The sequence below is a fragment of the Microbacterium sp. CnD16-F genome (assembly GCF_024124465.1).
Taxonomy (GTDB): domain Bacteria; phylum Actinomycetota; class Actinomycetes; order Actinomycetales; family Microbacteriaceae; genus Microbacterium; species Microbacterium gawkjiense.
On record NZ_JAMXSA010000060.1, the window covers coordinates 1 to 15,726 of the forward strand.

The 15,726-nt window shown below is 71.0% G+C and carries 19 protein-coding genes and 1 pseudogene; 6 read left to right on the forward strand and 14 right to left on the reverse strand.

Annotated elements, in window-relative coordinates; all coding sequences use genetic code 11:
- Nucleotides 1–20: 20 nt before the first annotated feature.
- Nucleotides 21–896: a DMT family transporter gene (locus NH287_RS13050; protein WP_253035958.1), complete on the reverse strand. Its 876-nt coding sequence runs from the start codon at nucleotides 894–896 to the stop codon at nucleotides 21–23.
- Nucleotides 893–1,996, reverse strand: coding sequence for a serine hydrolase (locus tag NH287_RS13055; protein WP_253035959.1), 1,104 nt, complete (start codon nucleotides 1,994–1,996; stop codon nucleotides 893–895). Before NH287_RS13055 ends, NH287_RS13050 begins: the two co-directional genes overlap by 4 nt.
- Before the next feature lie 244 nt (nucleotides 1,997–2,240).
- On the opposite strand from NH287_RS13055, the gene NH287_RS13060 reads away from it, so the two are divergent.
- Together NH287_RS13060 and NH287_RS13065 are read left to right on the forward strand one after the other, a co-directional pair.
- Entirely contained in the window at nucleotides 2,241–2,552 is a 312-nt protein-coding gene (locus NH287_RS13060; RefSeq protein ID WP_253035960.1) for a DUF2470 domain-containing protein, read from the forward strand.
- 46 nt (nucleotides 2,553–2,598) lie between these two features.
- Nucleotides 2,599–3,252, forward strand: a complete 654-nt coding sequence (locus NH287_RS13065) for a heme oxygenase (biliverdin-producing) (protein WP_217528672.1) — start codon at nucleotides 2,599–2,601, stop codon at nucleotides 3,250–3,252.
- Between the two features lie 22 nt (nucleotides 3,253–3,274).
- Here the strand turns inward: NH287_RS13065 and NH287_RS13070 are convergent, their stop codons facing one another.
- Nucleotides 3,275–4,657, reverse strand: a complete 1,383-nt coding sequence (locus NH287_RS13070) for an ATP-dependent RecD-like DNA helicase (RefSeq protein WP_197471613.1) — start codon at nucleotides 4,655–4,657, stop codon at nucleotides 3,275–3,277.
- A gap of 44 nt (nucleotides 4,658–4,701) precedes the next feature.
- Here NH287_RS13070 and NH287_RS13075 point away from each other — a divergent pair, with 44 nt between their 5' ends.
- Entirely contained in the window at nucleotides 4,702–5,829 is a 1,128-nt protein-coding gene (locus NH287_RS13075; protein WP_217528674.1) for a hypothetical protein, read from the forward strand.
- 6 nt (nucleotides 5,830–5,835) lie between these two features.
- Here NH287_RS13075 and NH287_RS13080 read toward each other — a convergent pair whose 3' ends face one another.
- The 6 genes from NH287_RS13080 to NH287_RS13105 all read right to left on the reverse strand — a co-directional run bounded on the left by NH287_RS13080 (nucleotide 5,836) and on the right by NH287_RS13105 (nucleotide 11,042).
- A complete protein-coding gene (locus tag NH287_RS13080; protein ID WP_253035961.1) occupies nucleotides 5,836–7,818 on the reverse strand; it encodes a cytochrome c oxidase assembly protein in 1,983 nt (660 codons plus the stop codon).
- A gap of 82 nt (nucleotides 7,819–7,900) precedes the next feature.
- Nucleotides 7,901–8,179 (reverse strand): HU family DNA-binding protein, encoded by a 279-nt coding sequence (locus NH287_RS13085; protein WP_064002669.1) that lies wholly within the window; start codon nucleotides 8,177–8,179, stop codon nucleotides 7,901–7,903.
- Between the two features lie 413 nt (nucleotides 8,180–8,592).
- On the reverse strand, nucleotides 8,593–9,621 hold the full coding sequence (locus tag NH287_RS13090; RefSeq protein WP_253035962.1) for an alpha/beta hydrolase: 1,029 nt from the start codon (nucleotides 9,619–9,621) through the stop codon (nucleotides 8,593–8,595).
- Between the two features lie 232 nt (nucleotides 9,622–9,853).
- On the reverse strand, nucleotides 9,854–10,159 hold the full coding sequence (locus NH287_RS13095; protein ID WP_253035963.1) for a biopolymer transporter Tol: 306 nt from the start codon (nucleotides 10,157–10,159) through the stop codon (nucleotides 9,854–9,856).
- Nucleotides 10,160–10,191: 32 nt separating this feature from the next.
- A complete protein-coding gene (locus NH287_RS13100; RefSeq protein WP_253035964.1) occupies nucleotides 10,192–10,695 on the reverse strand; it encodes a GNAT family N-acetyltransferase in 504 nt (167 codons plus the stop codon).
- On the reverse strand, nucleotides 10,692–11,042 hold the full coding sequence (locus NH287_RS13105; RefSeq protein WP_253035965.1) for a helix-turn-helix transcriptional regulator: 351 nt from the start codon (nucleotides 11,040–11,042) through the stop codon (nucleotides 10,692–10,694). The genes NH287_RS13100 and NH287_RS13105 overlap by 4 nt, the downstream gene beginning before the upstream one ends.
- Nucleotides 11,043–11,133: 91 nt before the next feature.
- On the opposite strand from NH287_RS13105, the gene NH287_RS13110 reads away from it, so the two are divergent.
- Genes NH287_RS13110 through NH287_RS13120 form a run of 3 tightly spaced genes read left to right on the forward strand, consistent with a single transcriptional unit; the run spans nucleotide 11,134 to nucleotide 13,609 of the window.
- A complete protein-coding gene (locus NH287_RS13110) occupies nucleotides 11,134–12,435 on the forward strand; it encodes an NAD(P)-binding domain-containing protein (protein WP_253035966.1) in 1,302 nt (433 codons plus the stop codon).
- A gap of 47 nt (nucleotides 12,436–12,482) precedes the next feature.
- Nucleotides 12,483–13,208 (forward strand): MIP/aquaporin family protein, encoded by a 726-nt coding sequence (locus tag NH287_RS13115; RefSeq protein ID WP_253035968.1) that lies wholly within the window; start codon nucleotides 12,483–12,485, stop codon nucleotides 13,206–13,208.
- Nucleotides 13,205–13,609, forward strand: a complete 405-nt coding sequence (locus NH287_RS13120; RefSeq protein WP_064002675.1) for an arsenate reductase ArsC — start codon at nucleotides 13,205–13,207, stop codon at nucleotides 13,607–13,609. Before NH287_RS13115 ends, NH287_RS13120 begins: the two co-directional genes overlap by 4 nt.
- An 82-nt stretch (nucleotides 13,610–13,691) precedes the next feature.
- On the opposite strand, the gene rpsN is transcribed toward NH287_RS13120, so the two are convergent.
- The 5 genes and pseudogenes from rpsN to NH287_RS13145 all read right to left on the reverse strand — a co-directional run.
- Nucleotides 13,692–13,997 carry a 30S ribosomal protein S14 gene (rpsN, locus tag NH287_RS13125; protein ID WP_064002676.1) on the reverse strand — a complete coding sequence of 102 codons (306 nt, stop codon included), beginning with the start codon at nucleotides 13,995–13,997 and terminating at the stop codon, nucleotides 13,692–13,694.
- A gap of 4 nt (nucleotides 13,998–14,001) precedes the next feature.
- A complete protein-coding gene (gene rpmG / locus NH287_RS13130) occupies nucleotides 14,002–14,172 on the reverse strand; it encodes a 50S ribosomal protein L33 (RefSeq protein ID WP_005051772.1) in 171 nt (56 codons plus the stop codon).
- The gene (rpmB, locus tag NH287_RS13135) at nucleotides 14,172–14,408 is read right to left on the reverse strand and encodes a 50S ribosomal protein L28 (RefSeq protein ID WP_018187658.1); all 237 of its coding nucleotides are present in this window, start codon (nucleotides 14,406–14,408) and stop codon (nucleotides 14,172–14,174) included. Before rpmB ends, rpmG begins: the two co-directional genes overlap by 1 nt.
- A gap of 173 nt (nucleotides 14,409–14,581) precedes the next feature.
- A complete protein-coding gene (locus tag NH287_RS13140; protein ID WP_253035967.1) occupies nucleotides 14,582–15,220 on the reverse strand; it encodes a HEAT repeat domain-containing protein in 639 nt (212 codons plus the stop codon).
- Between the two features lie 333 nt (nucleotides 15,221–15,553).
- Nucleotides 15,554–15,726, reverse strand: a pseudogene (locus tag NH287_RS13145) (DNA-3-methyladenine glycosylase); the annotation flags it as partial.

The following is a 15,726-nucleotide window of genomic DNA, read 5'->3' on the forward strand; positions in this document are numbered from 1 at the left end:
GCGCGCGAACCCCCGGCGCCTCAGCCGACGGGCTCGGCGACGTCGCGTGCGCGGCGGCCGGCGGCACGGACGGCGCCGATCGACGCGACGATAACGAGCGCGATGCCCGCGACCTCGAGCAGGCTCAGGTGCTGGCCGAGCAGCAGGAACCCGGCGAACGACGCCGTCGCGGGGGCCAAGGCCATGAGGATCGAGAACGCCGCCGCGGGCAGTCGGCGCAGCGCGATGAGTTCGAGCGCGTACGGGATGGTCGACGACAGCACCGCGACGGCGGCGCCGAGCGCGACGAGGTCGAGGCGCAGCAGTGACGCACCGGCATCCACGATCCCGAAGGGCAGCGACAGGACGGCACCGACCGCCATCGCGAGCGCCAGGCCGTCGAGCTTGGGGATGGCGGCGCCCACCTTCGCCGAGGCGAGGATGTAGAACGCCCAGCTGACGGCGGCGCCCAGGGCGAAGACGACCCCGAGGGGATCGAGCCGGTCGAAGCCGCCGCCGCCGAGCGCGACGACGCCGACGAGCGCCAGCCCTGCCCACAGCCACGCCGACGCGCGCCGGCTCGCGATGATCGAGAGCGCCAGCGGTCCGAGGATCTCGATCGTGACCGTCACGCCGAGCGCGAGCCGTTCGAGCGCGAGGTAGAAGAAGCCGTTCATGACGGCGAGCGCGACGCCGAGCTGCACGACGGCGGTCCACGCGGCGCGGCTGTGCCCGCGCAGCGACGGACGGGCGATGAGCCACAGGATGAGCGCCGAGAACACGAGGCGCAGCATCACCATCCCGAGCGGGCCGACCTGCGGGAACAGCAGGACGGCGAGCGAGGCACCGACCTCCTGGCAGCAGAGGCCGACGACCACCAGGACGACCGCGGTCGTCGGGGCGGTGCGTGTGGTCACTCGCCGCAGATGGCGTAGCCTGCGAGCTCCTCGCCGAGGCTCTCGACCGTCCACGGCAGGCCCAGCTCGGGAGCCGTGCGACCGTCGGCGGCAGGAGCCTTCGACGCGAGGGCGGCGAGCTGCCAGGCGAGCAGGCGCGCGACGTTCGACGACGCGCGCGAGTCGTTGAGCACGACGACGACCGACATCCCCGTCTCACGGTCGGCGAAGGCCGCGACCATGTAGCCCGGGAGGGAGCCGTACTGCCCGACGAGGCTGTCGCCCTGATACGTGCCGCCCTTGGCCGTGAACCAGGTGGGCTGCGAGTCGGCGACGGGACGGGCGTCGGCGAGGCGCTGTTCGACGTCGTAGGGGCGGGCGCCGACGGCGAGGGCGCGGACGTAGGTCGAGAGGTCCGCGACGCTCGACACGGCGCCGGCCGCCGCTGCGCCGACGCTGGAGGTGAGGTCCGTCATGTCCGTCGGGGCGCTGCAGTCGGCCTTGCCGTCCTCACCGGACGCGAGGTACGAGCCCTTCAGCCGGTCGCCGCCGCCGACCCCGGCGGGCAAGGAGCTGGAGGTCATCCCGAGCGGCTGGAAGACGTACTCGTCGAAGAGCTCGTTCAGAGGCGTGTTCGCGGCACGCTCGAGCACGATGCCGAGCAGCACGTACCCGGTGTCGGACTCCGCGAAGCGCGCGCCGGGCTCGAAGGCGCGCGGCTGGCCGAGGCCGTAGGCGACGAGCTCGCGCGGGTTCCAGGTGCGCTCGGGCGTCGCGAGGACCCGTTCGAAGATCGCGCCGAGGTACCCGTGCAGTCCGCTCGTGCTGTCGCACAGCTCGCCGAGGGTGATGTCGCTCTCGGCCGGGTAGGAGTCGACGTACTCCGCGATGCTGTCGTCGAGGGCGACGGTGCCCTTCTCGACGAGGGCGTACAGGACGTCGCAGGTCATCGCGCGGGTGACGTTGACAGCTTTGAAGGTCATCGCGGGGTCGACCTTCGGGCCGCCCTCACCCGAGGTGCCGACACCGGCGACCCACTGGCCCGACCAGGGCACCGACACCGAGACGATGGCCCCGCTCGCGCCGACGGCGGTCATCGCCGTCTCGGTCAAGGTCTGCATCTGGTCGGTCAGATCCGACGGGAGCGCCCCGTCGGATCTGGTCGACGCCGATGTCGATCCGCGCGGGTCCGGGTGAGCACGCTCCGAGACCGATCGCGAGACCGAGCGCCGTCACCGCTGCGACCACTCGCCTCGACACTCGTCCTGCCACGCGCAGATCACCCCCGTCTTTCCCGTCCCATGATTACAGCACACCCGTCGGCCACCTCCCGTTCGCACGACCGCACCCTCCTAGGCTGTGCGCATGACCGCCGTCTTCGACGACTCCGTGCAGCGCGCCGTGCTCCACCACATGAACGCCGACCACACCGACGACAACGTGCTCATCGCGCGCGCGTTCTCGCCACTCCCCGACGTCATCGCGGCGACGATGACGACCTTCGACGGCGACGCGGGCGAGTGGCACGTGATCACCGCGGACGGGGCTGAGGACGTCATCCGCATCCCCTGGCCCGGCGGCGCGATCACCGAGCGCGCCGAGGTCCGGCGCGAGATCGTCGCGCTCTACGACGCGGCCTGCGCCCGGCTCGGCGTGGAGCCCCGCCCGCATTCGTAGATATCCGACCTTCAGGTTAGCTGAGCCTTACTGTACGCTCGGGGCCATGTCCGAGCCCGTCCCCTTCTCCGCCGCCGTCCGCGCCCGCTCCGCCGGCGCCCACTCGTCGAGCGAGGGCGCCGACTTCATGTCGGACCTCATGCGCGGCGAGGGTTCCCGCGAGGACTACGTCGCCCTCGTGGCGCAGCACTGGTTCATCTACGAGGCGCTCGAGACAGCGGCCGCCCGCATGAGCGGCGACCCCGTGGCATCCCGGTTCCTCAGCGACAAGCTGACCCGTCTGCCCGCTCTCGAGGCCGATCTGGAGTTCCTCATCGGCACCGACTGGCGCGAGCGCATCGCGCCGCTGCCGACGACCGCCCGCTACGTCGCACGCATCGCCGAGGTCGGTGCGACCTGGCCGGGCGGCTTCGTCGCCCATCACTACACGCGCTACCTCGGCGACCTGTCGGGCGGTCAGTTCATCGCGCGGGTCATGTCGCGCCGCTTCGGCTTCGAGACCAACGGCATCGGCTTCTACGTCTTCGACGACATCGCCGATCCCGCCGCGTTCAAGGACGTCTACCGCGAGCAGCTCGACGCGGTGCCGTGGGATGCCGCCGAGCGCGAGCGCGTGATCGACGAGGTGCTGCTCGCCTACCGCTTCAACACCGAGCTGTTCGCCGACCTCGCGGCCGCGAAACGCACCTCGGCCGCCTGACCTGACGAGCGGATGCCGCGGCTCACCCCGCGTTCTGCGCCGCCCGCACCCCGGCCATGAAGCGCCGCACGTCGCGGTCGACGAGGATGTCGGCGGGGCGCAGCGGGCGCGACAGGTAGAGCCCCTCGAGCGAGGTCAGCCGCGAGAGCGCAACGTAGGTCTGCCCCGGCGCGAAGGCCCCGTTGCCGAGGTCGACGATCGCGCGGTCGTACGTCTTGCCCTGCGACTTGTGGATCGTGACCGCCCACGCGAGGCGCAGCGGGAACTGCGTGTACTCGGCGACGATCTCGCGGGTCAGCTTGCGCGTGCCGGGGTCGTACGCGTAGCGGAACTTCTCCCACACCGTCGGTTCGACGTCGTGCTCCTCGCCGTCGAGCTCGACGCGGACGGTGCCGCCCGCGATCCGCGTGACGGTGCCGATCGACCCGTTGACCCAGCGCGGACCGTCGCCGCCGAACCCGCCGATGTCGTTGCGCAGGAACATCACCTGCGCCCCGACCTTCAGCTGCAGCTCCTGGTCGGCGGGGTAGGCGTCGCCGCGGCCGAAGTCGCCGCTGATCTCGGCACGGGCGGTCTGGGCAGGACCGGGCAGCGCGTCGAGGTGGCGCTGGTTGATGCGCGAGACGATGTCGTTGCGGGTCGCGAGGGTGATGATCGGCACCTCGCCGGCGGCGGGCTCGGGGGGCTTGCGGGCTCCCGCCGCGTTGAGGGCCCCCGCGATGTCAGCCGTCACGATCCCGTGGCGCACGGCGTTGAGCATCGCCTTGAACGCGTCGTCGGACTGGCGGTGGATGTCGCGCAGCTCGGCGATGTGCAGCGGAGCGCCGACCCGGCCGAGGTCGAGCAGCCCGTCCGAGCGGATCGCCCCGGCATCCGCTCGGGGTCCTGCCCACACCTGCGCGTCGAAGAACCAGAACGAGCGGTAGTGGTCCTGGATGTAGCGCAGCTCGTCGCCGCGGGGCGGCACCGGGGAGAGCTGGTACGGGTCGCCGAACATGACGACCTGCACCCCGCCGAACGCCTCGGCGCGACGGCGGCGGGCCTGGCGCAGCGACCGGTCGATCGCGTCCATGACGTCGGCGTTGACCATCGACACCTCGTCGATGATGAGCGTGTCGATGGCGTTGAGGATCTTGCGCGTCGCGTCGGTCTGCTCGATCTCGCTGTCGGCGATGAGGCCGATCGGCAGTTTGAACAGCGAGTGGATCGTCTGACCCTCGACGTTGAGCGCGGCGACGCCGGTGGGTGCGCAGACGGCGATCTGCTTGTTCGTGTTCCACGCGAGGTGCTGCAGCAGCGTCGACTTGCCGGTGCCGGCACGACCCGTGACGAACACGTGTTCGCGGGTGTCCTCGATGAGACGGAAGAGCGCGTCCTGTTCGGGAGACAGGGGCGGCGTGCTCACCGGAACAATGCTAGCTACCAGCCGGGCTTTCCTAGACTGAGCGTGTGGAACGCGAGGGGGAAGAGGCGGTGACGGATGCCGCCGCGCCCGACGCCCCCGCGGCCCGCACCCGCACGGCCACCGTCGCCGGACCCCGTCGGCGCCGCAAGCTCGCGTTCGACCTGACGGTGCTGGGGGTGGTCGGCATCCTCTTCCTCGGTGCCGTCGGCGCGACGTCAGCCGTCCTGTACCGCCAGCTCTACAGCCCGACCGCGTTCGTGCTCGACTACCTGCACCTGCTCGCCGACGGACGCGCGACCGACGCCCTGCTCGTACCGGGCGTCTCGGCCACGTCGAAGGACCTCGCCGCCGCGGGTCTGCCGGCCGATGCCAGCGCGGCGCTGCTGCGCGGCAGCACCCTGACGCCGCTGTCCGACGTCGAGCCGGTGTCGGAGGAGACGGATGCCGACGGCACGACGGCCGTCACCGTCACCTACCGCGTGGGCGGTCACGCCGGCGAGACGACGTTCGAGGTCGAGCGCGACGACGACGAGGGCGGCATCCTCCCCCGCTGGCGGTTCGCGCAGAGCCCTCTCGCAGTGATCGAGCTCGCGGTCCGCGGGTCGATGCAGTTCGAGGTGAACGGCTTCGAGATCGACAAGCGTCAGGTCTCGCCCGAGGCCGAGGAGGCCGACCCGCTCGAGCCGATCCCGATGCTCGCCTTCTCGCCGGGGCTCTACTCGATCACCGTCGACACCGCGGCGACGACGAGCCCCGGGGTCGCCGTGCTGTCGGACACCCCGCTCGCCGAGATCCCGGTCTCGTTCCAGGCGGAGCCGACCGACGAGTTCATCGGCGTGGTCCAGCGCGAGGTCGACGCGTTCCTCGCGGAGTGCGCGACGCAGAAGGTGCTGCAGCCGACGGGATGCCCCTTCGGGTACTACGTGCGCAACCGCATCGTCGAGCCGCCCACCTGGTCGATCGAGGAGAACCCGGTCGTCACCCTCGAGCCCGACGGCGCCGGATGGGCGATCACGCGCACGCAGGCGGTCGCCAAGATCGACGTGCAGATCCAGTCGATCTTCGACGGCTCGATCTACGACGTGACCGAACTCGTCCCGTTCTTCCTGACGGGCAAGATCACGATCCTCCCCGACGGCACCGCGTCGATCGCGGTGTCAGCCGCGGACTGACCGGGCTCAGCGCGCGGCTTCGCGCCGGGCATCCCGTTCGGCGATCGCGGCGAGCCGGGCGTTGTACGCCTCGAGCTCCGCATCGCCGCTGCGATCGGCCTGCCGGTCGTCGCGTCGCTGGCGTCGCTCGTCGGACCGGCTCCACTGCACGGCGACGACGATCGCGAGGATGAGCGTCGGGATCTCGCCGATCGACCAGGCGATGCCGCCGCCCATGTACTGGTCGGCGAGCGGGTCGAGACCCCACGTCCGCCCCATCGAGCCGAACCACTCGGCGACGAACAGTCCCGACGACATCATGATCGCGATGCCGAAGAACGCGTGCATCGCCATGACGCCGATGAGGGTCAGCAGGCGGCCGGCGTGCGGCAGCCGGTAGGGCACGGGGTCGATGCCGACGAGCGAGAGGACGAAGAGGTAGCCGACCGTGAGGAAGTGCAGCACCATCCACTCGTGACCGAGGTGGTCGTACAGCGTCCAGCGGAAGATGTCGGTGTAGTAGAACGCCCAGAGCGACACGATGAACAGGGCCGCCGCCACGAGCGGATGCGTGATGATCTTCGCGTAGGGGCTGTGCACGGCCCAGAGGATCCACTCGCGGCCGCCGCGCGTGCCGTCGTCGCGCTTGCGGATGGCGCGGGACGCGAGGGTCACGGGCGCACCGAAGACGAGGCATATCGGGATCGCCATCGACAGCAGCATGTGTCCGACCATGTGCATGCTGAAGAGGTAGTCCTGGTACACGTTGACCGGTCCGCACGTCACGTACAGCAGGAGCAGGAGCCCGGTCACCCACAGGACGGTGCGGCCGATCGGCCAGCGGTCGCCGCGGCGGGCGAGCCGGCGCACCCCCGCGAGGTAGAAGAACAGGCCGAACCCGACGGCGAAGGCCCAGATGGGGTCGACGTCCCACATCGTCACGAAGCGCAGCGGGGTGAGCTCGGGCGGCAGCGGCGACCCGGTGAGCACCTCTGCGGGCGTCGCGTCGGTGGGCATCGTCGTCTCGACCGGCGGCGGGGTGAGCGAGAGGGCGACCGCCGCGCCCGAGGCGATGCCCATGAAGAGCACCTCGACGGCGACGAGGGTCCAGAAGCGTGCGGCGACGGCGGTGTCGCGGATGCCGGCGATCAGCCGTCGGCGGTAGATCGCGCCGAGCACACCCAGCGCGAGCAGGGCACCGACCTTGACCATGACGAGCGCGCCGTACGGCGAGAAGACATTCGCGGGGCTGACGAGCCCGATGAGGGCGCGGGCGACACCCGAGAGGGTGACCACGATGAAGGCGGCGAGCGCGATGCTCGAGTAGCGCTGCAGGACGACGACCAGCTTGTCGCGCGACAGCACGGGTCGCAGCAGCACGATCAGCAGCAGACCGCCGAGCCACGCCGCTGCCGCGATGATGTGGAGCGAGAGCGAGGTGACGGCCGAGTTGTGGTTCGCCTCGCTGCCGGCGTGGCCGGCGGTCGCCATCGGCACCATCGCGGCGATCGCGAGGATCGTCACCAGCAGGGTCGCCAGCCAGCCGCGGACGGCGAACGCGAGGACGGTCAGCGCCGCAGCCGCGACGGTGGTCATGAGCCAGGCGCGGCCGGGGTCGGTGTCGACGAGGAAGCGGCCGAGCTGCTCGCCGAACGCCGCATCCGCGCTCGGTCGTGCCGGGATCACCTTGAGGAAGGTGAGGTAGGCGGTCGTGCCCGCCGAGACGGTGAGGATCGCCGCGCCGGCGGAGGCGGCATCCAATGCCAGGTCGAACTCCTTCGACCCCGACGCGAACGCGAACACCGCGAGCACCAGCGAGCCGACGAGGAGCGCGGCCGAGAGGTTGACGACGAGCTCCGCCACCGGGAGACCCCAGCGGACGACCGGACCGGGGTCGCCGATCACGAGCGGCGCGGCGCCGCCACCGTAGGCCAGGCCCAGCAGGAGCGCGACGAGACCCGCGCCCGCGAGGATCACCGGGCCGGCGAAGCGGAGAGCACGCGGGTTCACCCGTCAAGCCTACGCGCAGGTGGGTGGGGGAACGCCGAAGGGGGATGCCTCTCGGCATCCCCCTTCGTACGTCTGCAGCGTCTTACTTGACGGCAGCCTTCAGCTTCGAGCCGGCGCTGACCTTGACGCGCTTGCCGGCGGGGATGTTGATCTCGGCACCCGTCTGCGGGTTGCGGCCCGTGCGAGCCGAGGTCTCGACCTGCTCGAACGCGATCCAGCCCGGGATCGAAACCTTCTCGCCCTTGGCGACGGCCTCGGAGACGGACGAGAACAGGCCGTCGACGACGCGCGAGACGGTGGCCTGGCTCTCGCCGGTGGCGCTGGCGATGCTGGCGACGAGTTCGGTCTTGGTGATGGCCATGGTGCTCCTCCAGACGGCGGGTCGCCGTCTTCAGTTACTCGGGCCGACGGGATTCCGCCGGTTGGTCGTTGCGACCGGTCCCGAATATACCCACGAACCCCGGAATTCCGCGGATCTTCGGTCACCTGGGCCGTAATCGACCGGCGTGTCGTGTGTCAGAAGGGGTTTTTGAGGCTGATGTTGCCGATTCGGGCGGATTCCGCGGATTTCCGCGGGAGGGGTTGCTTTTGCGCGCGGTTGTGCCGTCGGCATCCGTCGCCTGTCATCGGATTCGGAGAACGGCGCGGGATTCGGATGCGGCAGGCGACGGGCGAGCGGCAGCAACCGCGGAAAATCGGTGCGATCCGAGCGCCTGGGCGGGGTGACGGCTGGATGCGGGGCGAAACTCCGCGGTTGGTGTCGCGGCATCCGCGTCAGATGCGGCGCAGGGCGGCGACGACGTCGTCCTCCCAGCGGCGAGCGGCCGGCAGCGCGCCCACATAGAGAGGGGTGTCGTGCGTGACGCCGAGGTAGCGCGTCGCGCTGGCGTCGACCCCGGCGTCGCGGAGCTTCGCCGCGTACGTCGCGCCGTCGCGGCGGAGCGGGTCGTACTCCGCGGTGAGGATGACGGCGGGCGGCAGTCCCGCATGCGACGCCGCGCGCATCGGCGAGGCGTACTGCTCGTGCGCGCGGGACCGGTCGCCGAGGTAGGTGCGGGCGACCGAGCGCAGCTCGCGCAGCGCGATGAACGCCGGCACCCCCAGCGCGTACGTCGCGCGCAGGTCGATCCAGCGGCCGGTGAGGTCGGTGACGGGGACTTCGAGGATCTGCAGGGTCGCCTGTCGGGTCCCGCGGTCGCGGTTCATCAGAGTGAGGGATGCCGCGAGGCATCCCCCCGCTGAGGCACCGTTCAGGCCGATCCGGTCCGGATCGAGTCCGAGCTCGGCGGCGTGCGCGTGCAGCCACACCCACGCGGCGTGGACCTGCTCGACCTGCGTCGGGTAGCGGTGCTCGGGCGCGAGCGAGTAGCCGACCGCGACGAGCACGACGCCGGAACGGTCGGCGCGGCGGCGACACGAGGCATCCGCCGTCGGGTAATCGATGCCGCCGATGCGGAACGCACCGCCGCCGATCACGAGGCACGCCGGCGCCGGGGTCGGGGCCGAGGCGGGGCGGTAGATGCGGATGCGGACGTCGGGGTACCCATCGACCGGCACGGTGTGCTCGGTCGTCTCCATCTGCGGGCCCGGGATGCCGGCGGTGCGCAGTTCCATGCGGTCCCAGTTGAGGGCCGCGCGACGGTGTCGCTCGCGCGGGGTGAGCGGCTTCGCCTTCGTGGCTGAAGCGGATGCCGGCGCCGCCGGCGGCGGACGGAACCGCGCGGTCAGCTCGGTCCACGCCTTCTTCACGAGGTAGCGGCGGTGCGTGCGCAGTCGCTCGCGGAAGAACGGATCCAGCGGCATGGGGCTCCCTCCGACCGTTCGAGCGTAGCCCCGGGTCGTCGGGCGCGGACTCGACCCCGGTGAGGGATGCCGCCGAAGACGTCACGAGTGATCGGCGCGGGTCCGGCCTGGATCTCCCGCGTTCGGTTCAGCAAGACATGGCGGACCGCTTACTTCCCAGGGCGGACACCCCATCGCGTGACGAGTACGGCGTTCGCGAACAACGACGCCCCATCCCACGCGTCGAGACCCGTCAGTCCTCGAGTCCCTCCAGCTCAGCGAGCGCCTGCCTCGCTCGGTGCAGCCGCTCGCTCTCCGGCTCGTCCCACCAGTAGGGACCTCGCTCGCCGAGCCCGTGCTTGGCCAGGTCGACGCGTCTGCGGGCGGCTGCCGTGGCATCCGGATCACCCTGAGCGCGGCGCACCCCTGATCTGCCGCGCCCGAGATGGGAGGTCAGCGCCGCCACGAGGTCCGCGGGCAGCGACGGGTCGGTGCGCCGCCATCGACGTCCCTTGATGACGAGCCATCGCTCGTCGTCAGAAGCTGCGTCATCCGCCATCGATAATCCGCCGAAGAGGGTTTTGGGGCCGTTCAGCCCAGCCGGCGTTCGATGAGGATCGTGTCGCGCCAGGTGTCCGCCCAGGGGCCGTAGGTCATGTACGCGACGCGTTCGCGGTGGCCGATGCGGCGGAAGCCGGCCCGCTCGTGCAGAGTGAGGCTGGCGGTGTTCTCGGGGAAGATGCTGGCCTGAACCGTCCAGATGCCGGCGGCTGCGGCCTCGCTCAGGAACGCGGCGAGAAGATCTCTCCCGACCCCGCGCCCGCGGGCGTCATGTGCGACGTAGACGGAATGTTCGACGACGCCTCGATAGACCTCTCGCGCCGAGACCCGGGACGCGGCGATCCAGCCGAGCACGGCGCCATCGGAGTGTGCCGCGACGAGCCGGCCGACGCCGAGCTTTCCTCGATCGAAGTCACTCCACGACGGGGGCTCGCTCTCGAACGTGGCGTTTCCCGCGGCGATGCCTTCGCGGTAGATCGACTCCACCTGTGGCCAGTCGTTCGCAGTCATGGCACGGATGGTCGCGTGGGTCATGGGCGAAGAGCCTGGGATGCCGCGTCGAGGGCGTCGGTCACGACCCGGTAGTAGGCCCATCGGCCGCGCTGCTCGCGGGTGGCCAGTCCCGCGTCGACGAGCTGCTTCATGTGATGCGAGACGGTCGGCTGGGACAGACCCACCGGTTCGGTGAGGTCGTAGATGCAGGCCTCTCCATCGTCGGATGCGGCGATGAGCGAGAGCAGTCGCACACGGGTCGGGTCCCCGAGGGCTTTGAAGACCCGCGCGGTGCGCTCCGCATCCGCGACCGAGATCACACTGCCCGTGACCGTGCCGCAGCACACGGCCCCGTCCGTGGGTGCGAGAAGCGGGAGATGCGTGGGCATGAGGCCATCCTCCCACGTCGTATTGACATCTGTCGATGCGTTGGGCATTCTCGATCCATCGAGGTTCGTCGATGTGTATCGGAAGGTCCAGATGGAGAACGCATTGCCGGTGGTCGTGATCGGCGCAGGCCCGCAGGGGCTGGCGGCGGCCGCACACCTGGTCGAGCGGCGCCTGCCGGTCGTCGTGCTCGAAGCCGGCGCTTCACCGGCTGCCGCTGTCGCCGAGTGGGGGCACGTCCGGTTGTTCTCCGAGTGGCCCGAACTCATCGACGCGGCCGCAGCGCGCCTCCTGAGCACCACCGGATGGCAGGCACCGACCGCGGGGTACCCCACCGGACAGCAGTGGATCGAGACCTACCTCGCCCCCCTCGCAGCGGCCCTGGGCGATCGCATCCGCCTCGGCGCCCGCGTCACGGGCGTGTCGCGTCTCGGCCGGGATCGGCTCGTCGACGCGGGACGCGGGGATCAGCCGTTCACGGTTCACGTCGCCCCCGCGGAGGGGGAGGAATATCGGCTGCAGGCTCGTGCCGTCATCGACGCATCCGGCACGTGGGCCACCCCGAACCCCGCCGGCGCTGACGGGCTCCCGGCGCTGGGAGAGAGTGCCGCAGCGGATCTGCTCTCGTACCGCATCCCGGACTTCCGAGATCGAGCCGGGTTCGCCGGCACGCACACCGTCGTGATCGGTTCCGGCCACTCCGCTGTCACCGCTGTCCTCGCCCTTGCGCGCATGGCGCGGCGCGATCCGTCGACCACCGTGACGTGGGCGCTGCGGCGAGCGACGGCCGGCAACACCTTCGGCGGGGGCGACGCCGACGAGCTGCCCGCTCGCGGGGCGCTCGGGAAGACGGCGAAGGAGTACGTCGACGCCGGTCTCGTCTCGCTCGTCACCGGGTTCCGCGTCGAGCGTGTCACTCGCGCGGGCGAGAGCGCCGTCCTGGTCGCTGAGGACGGCCGCACCCTCACTGCGGATCGGGTGGTCGTGCTGACCGGGTTCCGTCCCGATCTGTCATTCCTCTCCGAGCTGCGGCTGGAGCTGGACCCGACGCTGCAGGCACCCCCCCGGATAGCCGCCGAGATCGACCCCAACGTGCACTCCTGCGGGTCCGTCGCCGCGACCGGTGCCGCGGACCTCGCCCAGCCCGAACCCGACTTCTACCTCGTGGGATCGAAGTCGTACGGGCGCGCGCCGACGTTCCTCGCACTGACCGGCTACGAGCAGGTGCGAAGCGTCGTGGCGGAGCTCGCCGGCGACCGCGAGGCCGCCCGCCGTGTCGAGCTGTCCCTGCCGGACACCGGTGTGTGCGGGGGTGCGGGACTGTTCGACGGTGGTGCATGCTGCGCCCCGCCCGCCGCGCTGCTGCAGGTCGGCCGGTCCCCGGCATCCGTCTGATCATGGATGCCGGACCGCGCTCGCCGTCGTCGGCGCGACCGCCGTTGATGCGCCGCCTGGCCGCCGAATTCCTCGGGACCGGGATGCTGGTCACGGTCGTCGTCGGATCGGGGATCGCCGCTCAGCGACTGTCCCCGAACGATGTCGGCCTGCAACTGCTCGAGAACAGCCTCGTCACCGCCCTCGGCCTCGCCGTGCTGATCCTCCTGGTCGGCCCCGTATCGGGAGCCCATCTCAACCCCGCCGTCTCCCTCGCCGACTGGGTGCTGTCGCGCCGTCGTGCCGGCGGCCTCTCGTCGACCGACCTCGGCGCGTACGTCGCCGCTCAGATCACGGGCGGAGTCGCCGGCACCCTGCTGGCGAGCGTCATGTTCAACGTCGCCCCGACGCTCTCGACCACTCCCCGCGCGACCGCAGGGCAGCTGGTCGGGGAGGTGGTCGCCACCGCGGGACTGGTGCTGCTGGTGTTCGCCCTCGCGCGCACGACCACGGCCGCTGTCACCGCCGCGGCGGTCGGGGCCTACATCGGTGCCGCCTACTGGTTCACCAGCTCGACCTCGTTCGCGAACCCCGCCGTCACCGTCGCCCGGATCTTCACCGACACGTTCACCGGGATCGCCCCCGCCTCCGTGATGCCGTTCATCCTGGCGCAACTCGTCGGCGCCGCCGTCGGAGTCGCGCTCCTCCTCGTCCTCTACCCGACGGCCGATCGCACCGCCGCCCGCGCCGTCGTCCCCATCCGACCCAACAGCACACCGCAGGAGCACTCATGACCGACACCACCAAGCCCGCCGTCCTCTTCGTCTGCGTCCACAACGCCGGCCGATCGCAGATGGCCGCCGGCTACCTCCGCGCGATCGCGGGCGACCGCATCGACGTGTTCTCCGCCGGCAGCGAGCCCGGCAACGCCGTCAACCCGAACGCGGTCGCCGTCATGGCGGAGGAAGGCATCGACCTCACCGGCGCCGTTCCTCAGATCCTCACGACCGATGCCGTCCGCCAGGCCGATGTCGTGATCACGATGGGATGCGGCGACGCCTGCCCGATCTTCCCGGGCAAGCGGTACGAGGACTGGCAGCTCACCGACCCCGCCGGCCAGCCCATCGACGTGGTCCGGGAGGTCCGAGACGACATCCGAGGACGAGTCGAAGAGCTCGTCGCGAGTCTCGTCTGACCGCGACCCGGCGAGCGGATCCACCCCCCGGGAACGACGAAGCCCCCGTCCGAGGACGGGGGCTTCGTGCGGATGCTGTTGCTTACCAGCTCGACTTGGTGACACCGGGCAGCTCGCCACGGTGCGCCATCTCGCGGAAGCGGACACGCGAGATGCCGAACTTCGACAGGTGGCCGCGGGGGCGACCGTCGATGGCGTCGCGGTTGCGGAGGCGCACGGGCGACGCGTTGCGGGGAAGCTTCTGCAGGCCGACGCGGGCGGCCTCGCGGGCCTCGTCGGTCGCGTTCGGGTCGACGAGGGTCTTCTTCAGCTCGGCACGCTTCTCGGCGTAGCGAGCGACGACGACCTCACGCTGCTTGTTGCGCGCGATCTTGCTCTTCTTGGCCATGAGATCAGCGCTCCTCTCGGAATTCGACGTGCTTGCGGATCACCGGGTCGTACTTCTTCAGCACGATGCGGTCGGGGTTGTTGCGGCGGTTCTTGCGCGTCACGTAGGTGTACCCCGTGCCGGCGGTCGAGCGCAGCTTGATGATCGGACGGACGTCCTGAGCCTTCTTCGCCATTAGAGCTTCACACCCTTCGCGAGGAGGTCCTTCACGACCGACTCGATGCCGCGGGCGTCGATGACCTTGATGCCCTTAGCCGAGACGTTCAGCGTGATCTTGCGACCAAGCGAAGGAACGAAATAGGTCTTCTTCTGCACGTTCGGGTCGAAGCGGCGCTTCGTCCGGCGGTGCGAGTGCGAGATGTTGTGACCGAAGCCGGGAACTGCTCCAGTCACCTGGCACACTGCTGCCATGGTGATGTCTCCTTAGTACCGTGAAGCCGGACGGCCCCACCCAAGATCCCTTGTCTGCACCCCGCATCCGGACACGACTCAAGAGCCGTCTTCTGGAGGTGGGATGCGAACTGCGTGCTGGAGTGCGCGCAGACGAAGAGTCAGTCTAGCACGGCCGGGCGTGTCGCCTTGACTCAGGCCGACTCCCCCACCGCGACGACCGCCTCGGCGTACGTCACTTCGGGGTCGTCCATCAGCCGGGCGGTCACCGCGGCGTGCGCTCGCGTGTACGGGCCACCGGTCGCCAGCGCCCAGTCCACCTGCGGCCGCGCCGGTTCGCCGATCGTCGCGAACGCCTCGCTGAGGCTCCGCCGGGTGTCGTCCTCGCCGCGCGCGAACTGCGTCGCCAGCACATCGGCGAGAGCGGATGCCTCGGCTGCCGGCACATGCCGCGCCGCGGTCCGCCAGGCGGTGCGCGCGACCGTGTCGTCGGCATCCTTCAGCAGCTCGGTGGTGACCGCCGGCCACACCCGCGGACCGCCGATCTTCGACATCGTGTGCAGCGCCTGCGCGCGCACCTGCGCGCCGCGCGAGCGCAGCTCGCCGACCAGCAGGTCGAGCACCTCGTCGGCGTCGTGACGGGTCAGCGCCCACGTCAGCATCTCGCGGACGAGGAACTGCGGCTCGATGCGGCACTGCGCCACCAGCACCGGGATGTACTCCGACCGCGGGTGCGTGCCCGCCGTCATCGCGGCCTGCACGCGCGCCGACGGATCCAGCGACGCGAGGGCGGCCTCGAGCCGGGCGGCGGCGTCGATCGGAGCGTCGGTCATGGGGATCACCTCACGGAGTCGGGCGGGATGCGGCATCCCACCCCGTCCCGAACACCCGGGCACCCGCGCGTGTTCCCGCGTCGCTTCGCGGACGACGCCGCCGCCGGGCCCGCGTCAGCGGGCGCTCTCGCGCAGGACGACGGCGCCGGCCCAGACGGTGAGGGCCAGGACGAGCACGACGAACGTCAGGAACACCGGGACCAGCGGAACGACCAGCATCCTCGCGACCCGCGCCGCCTAGCCGTCGCTTCGCGAGGAGATGGAGGCTCCCGAGGGGCGAGCCGCGGCATCCGCTCCTCGATAACCGTCATCTCCTCGGCAACCGGCACCGGCTCACCCGCCGGCGGCCTCGCGCGCGCCGCGCCCCCAGCGGAACGCCGACACCGACGGGTCGCCCGGGATCCAGAAGCGCCACGGGAACGCGTCCGTCCCGGCGACGCCCGCGACCCCGACGCGCGGTCCGGTCGCGATCTCGCCGAGCGGCTCCGCGCGCACGAAGAGCCGCG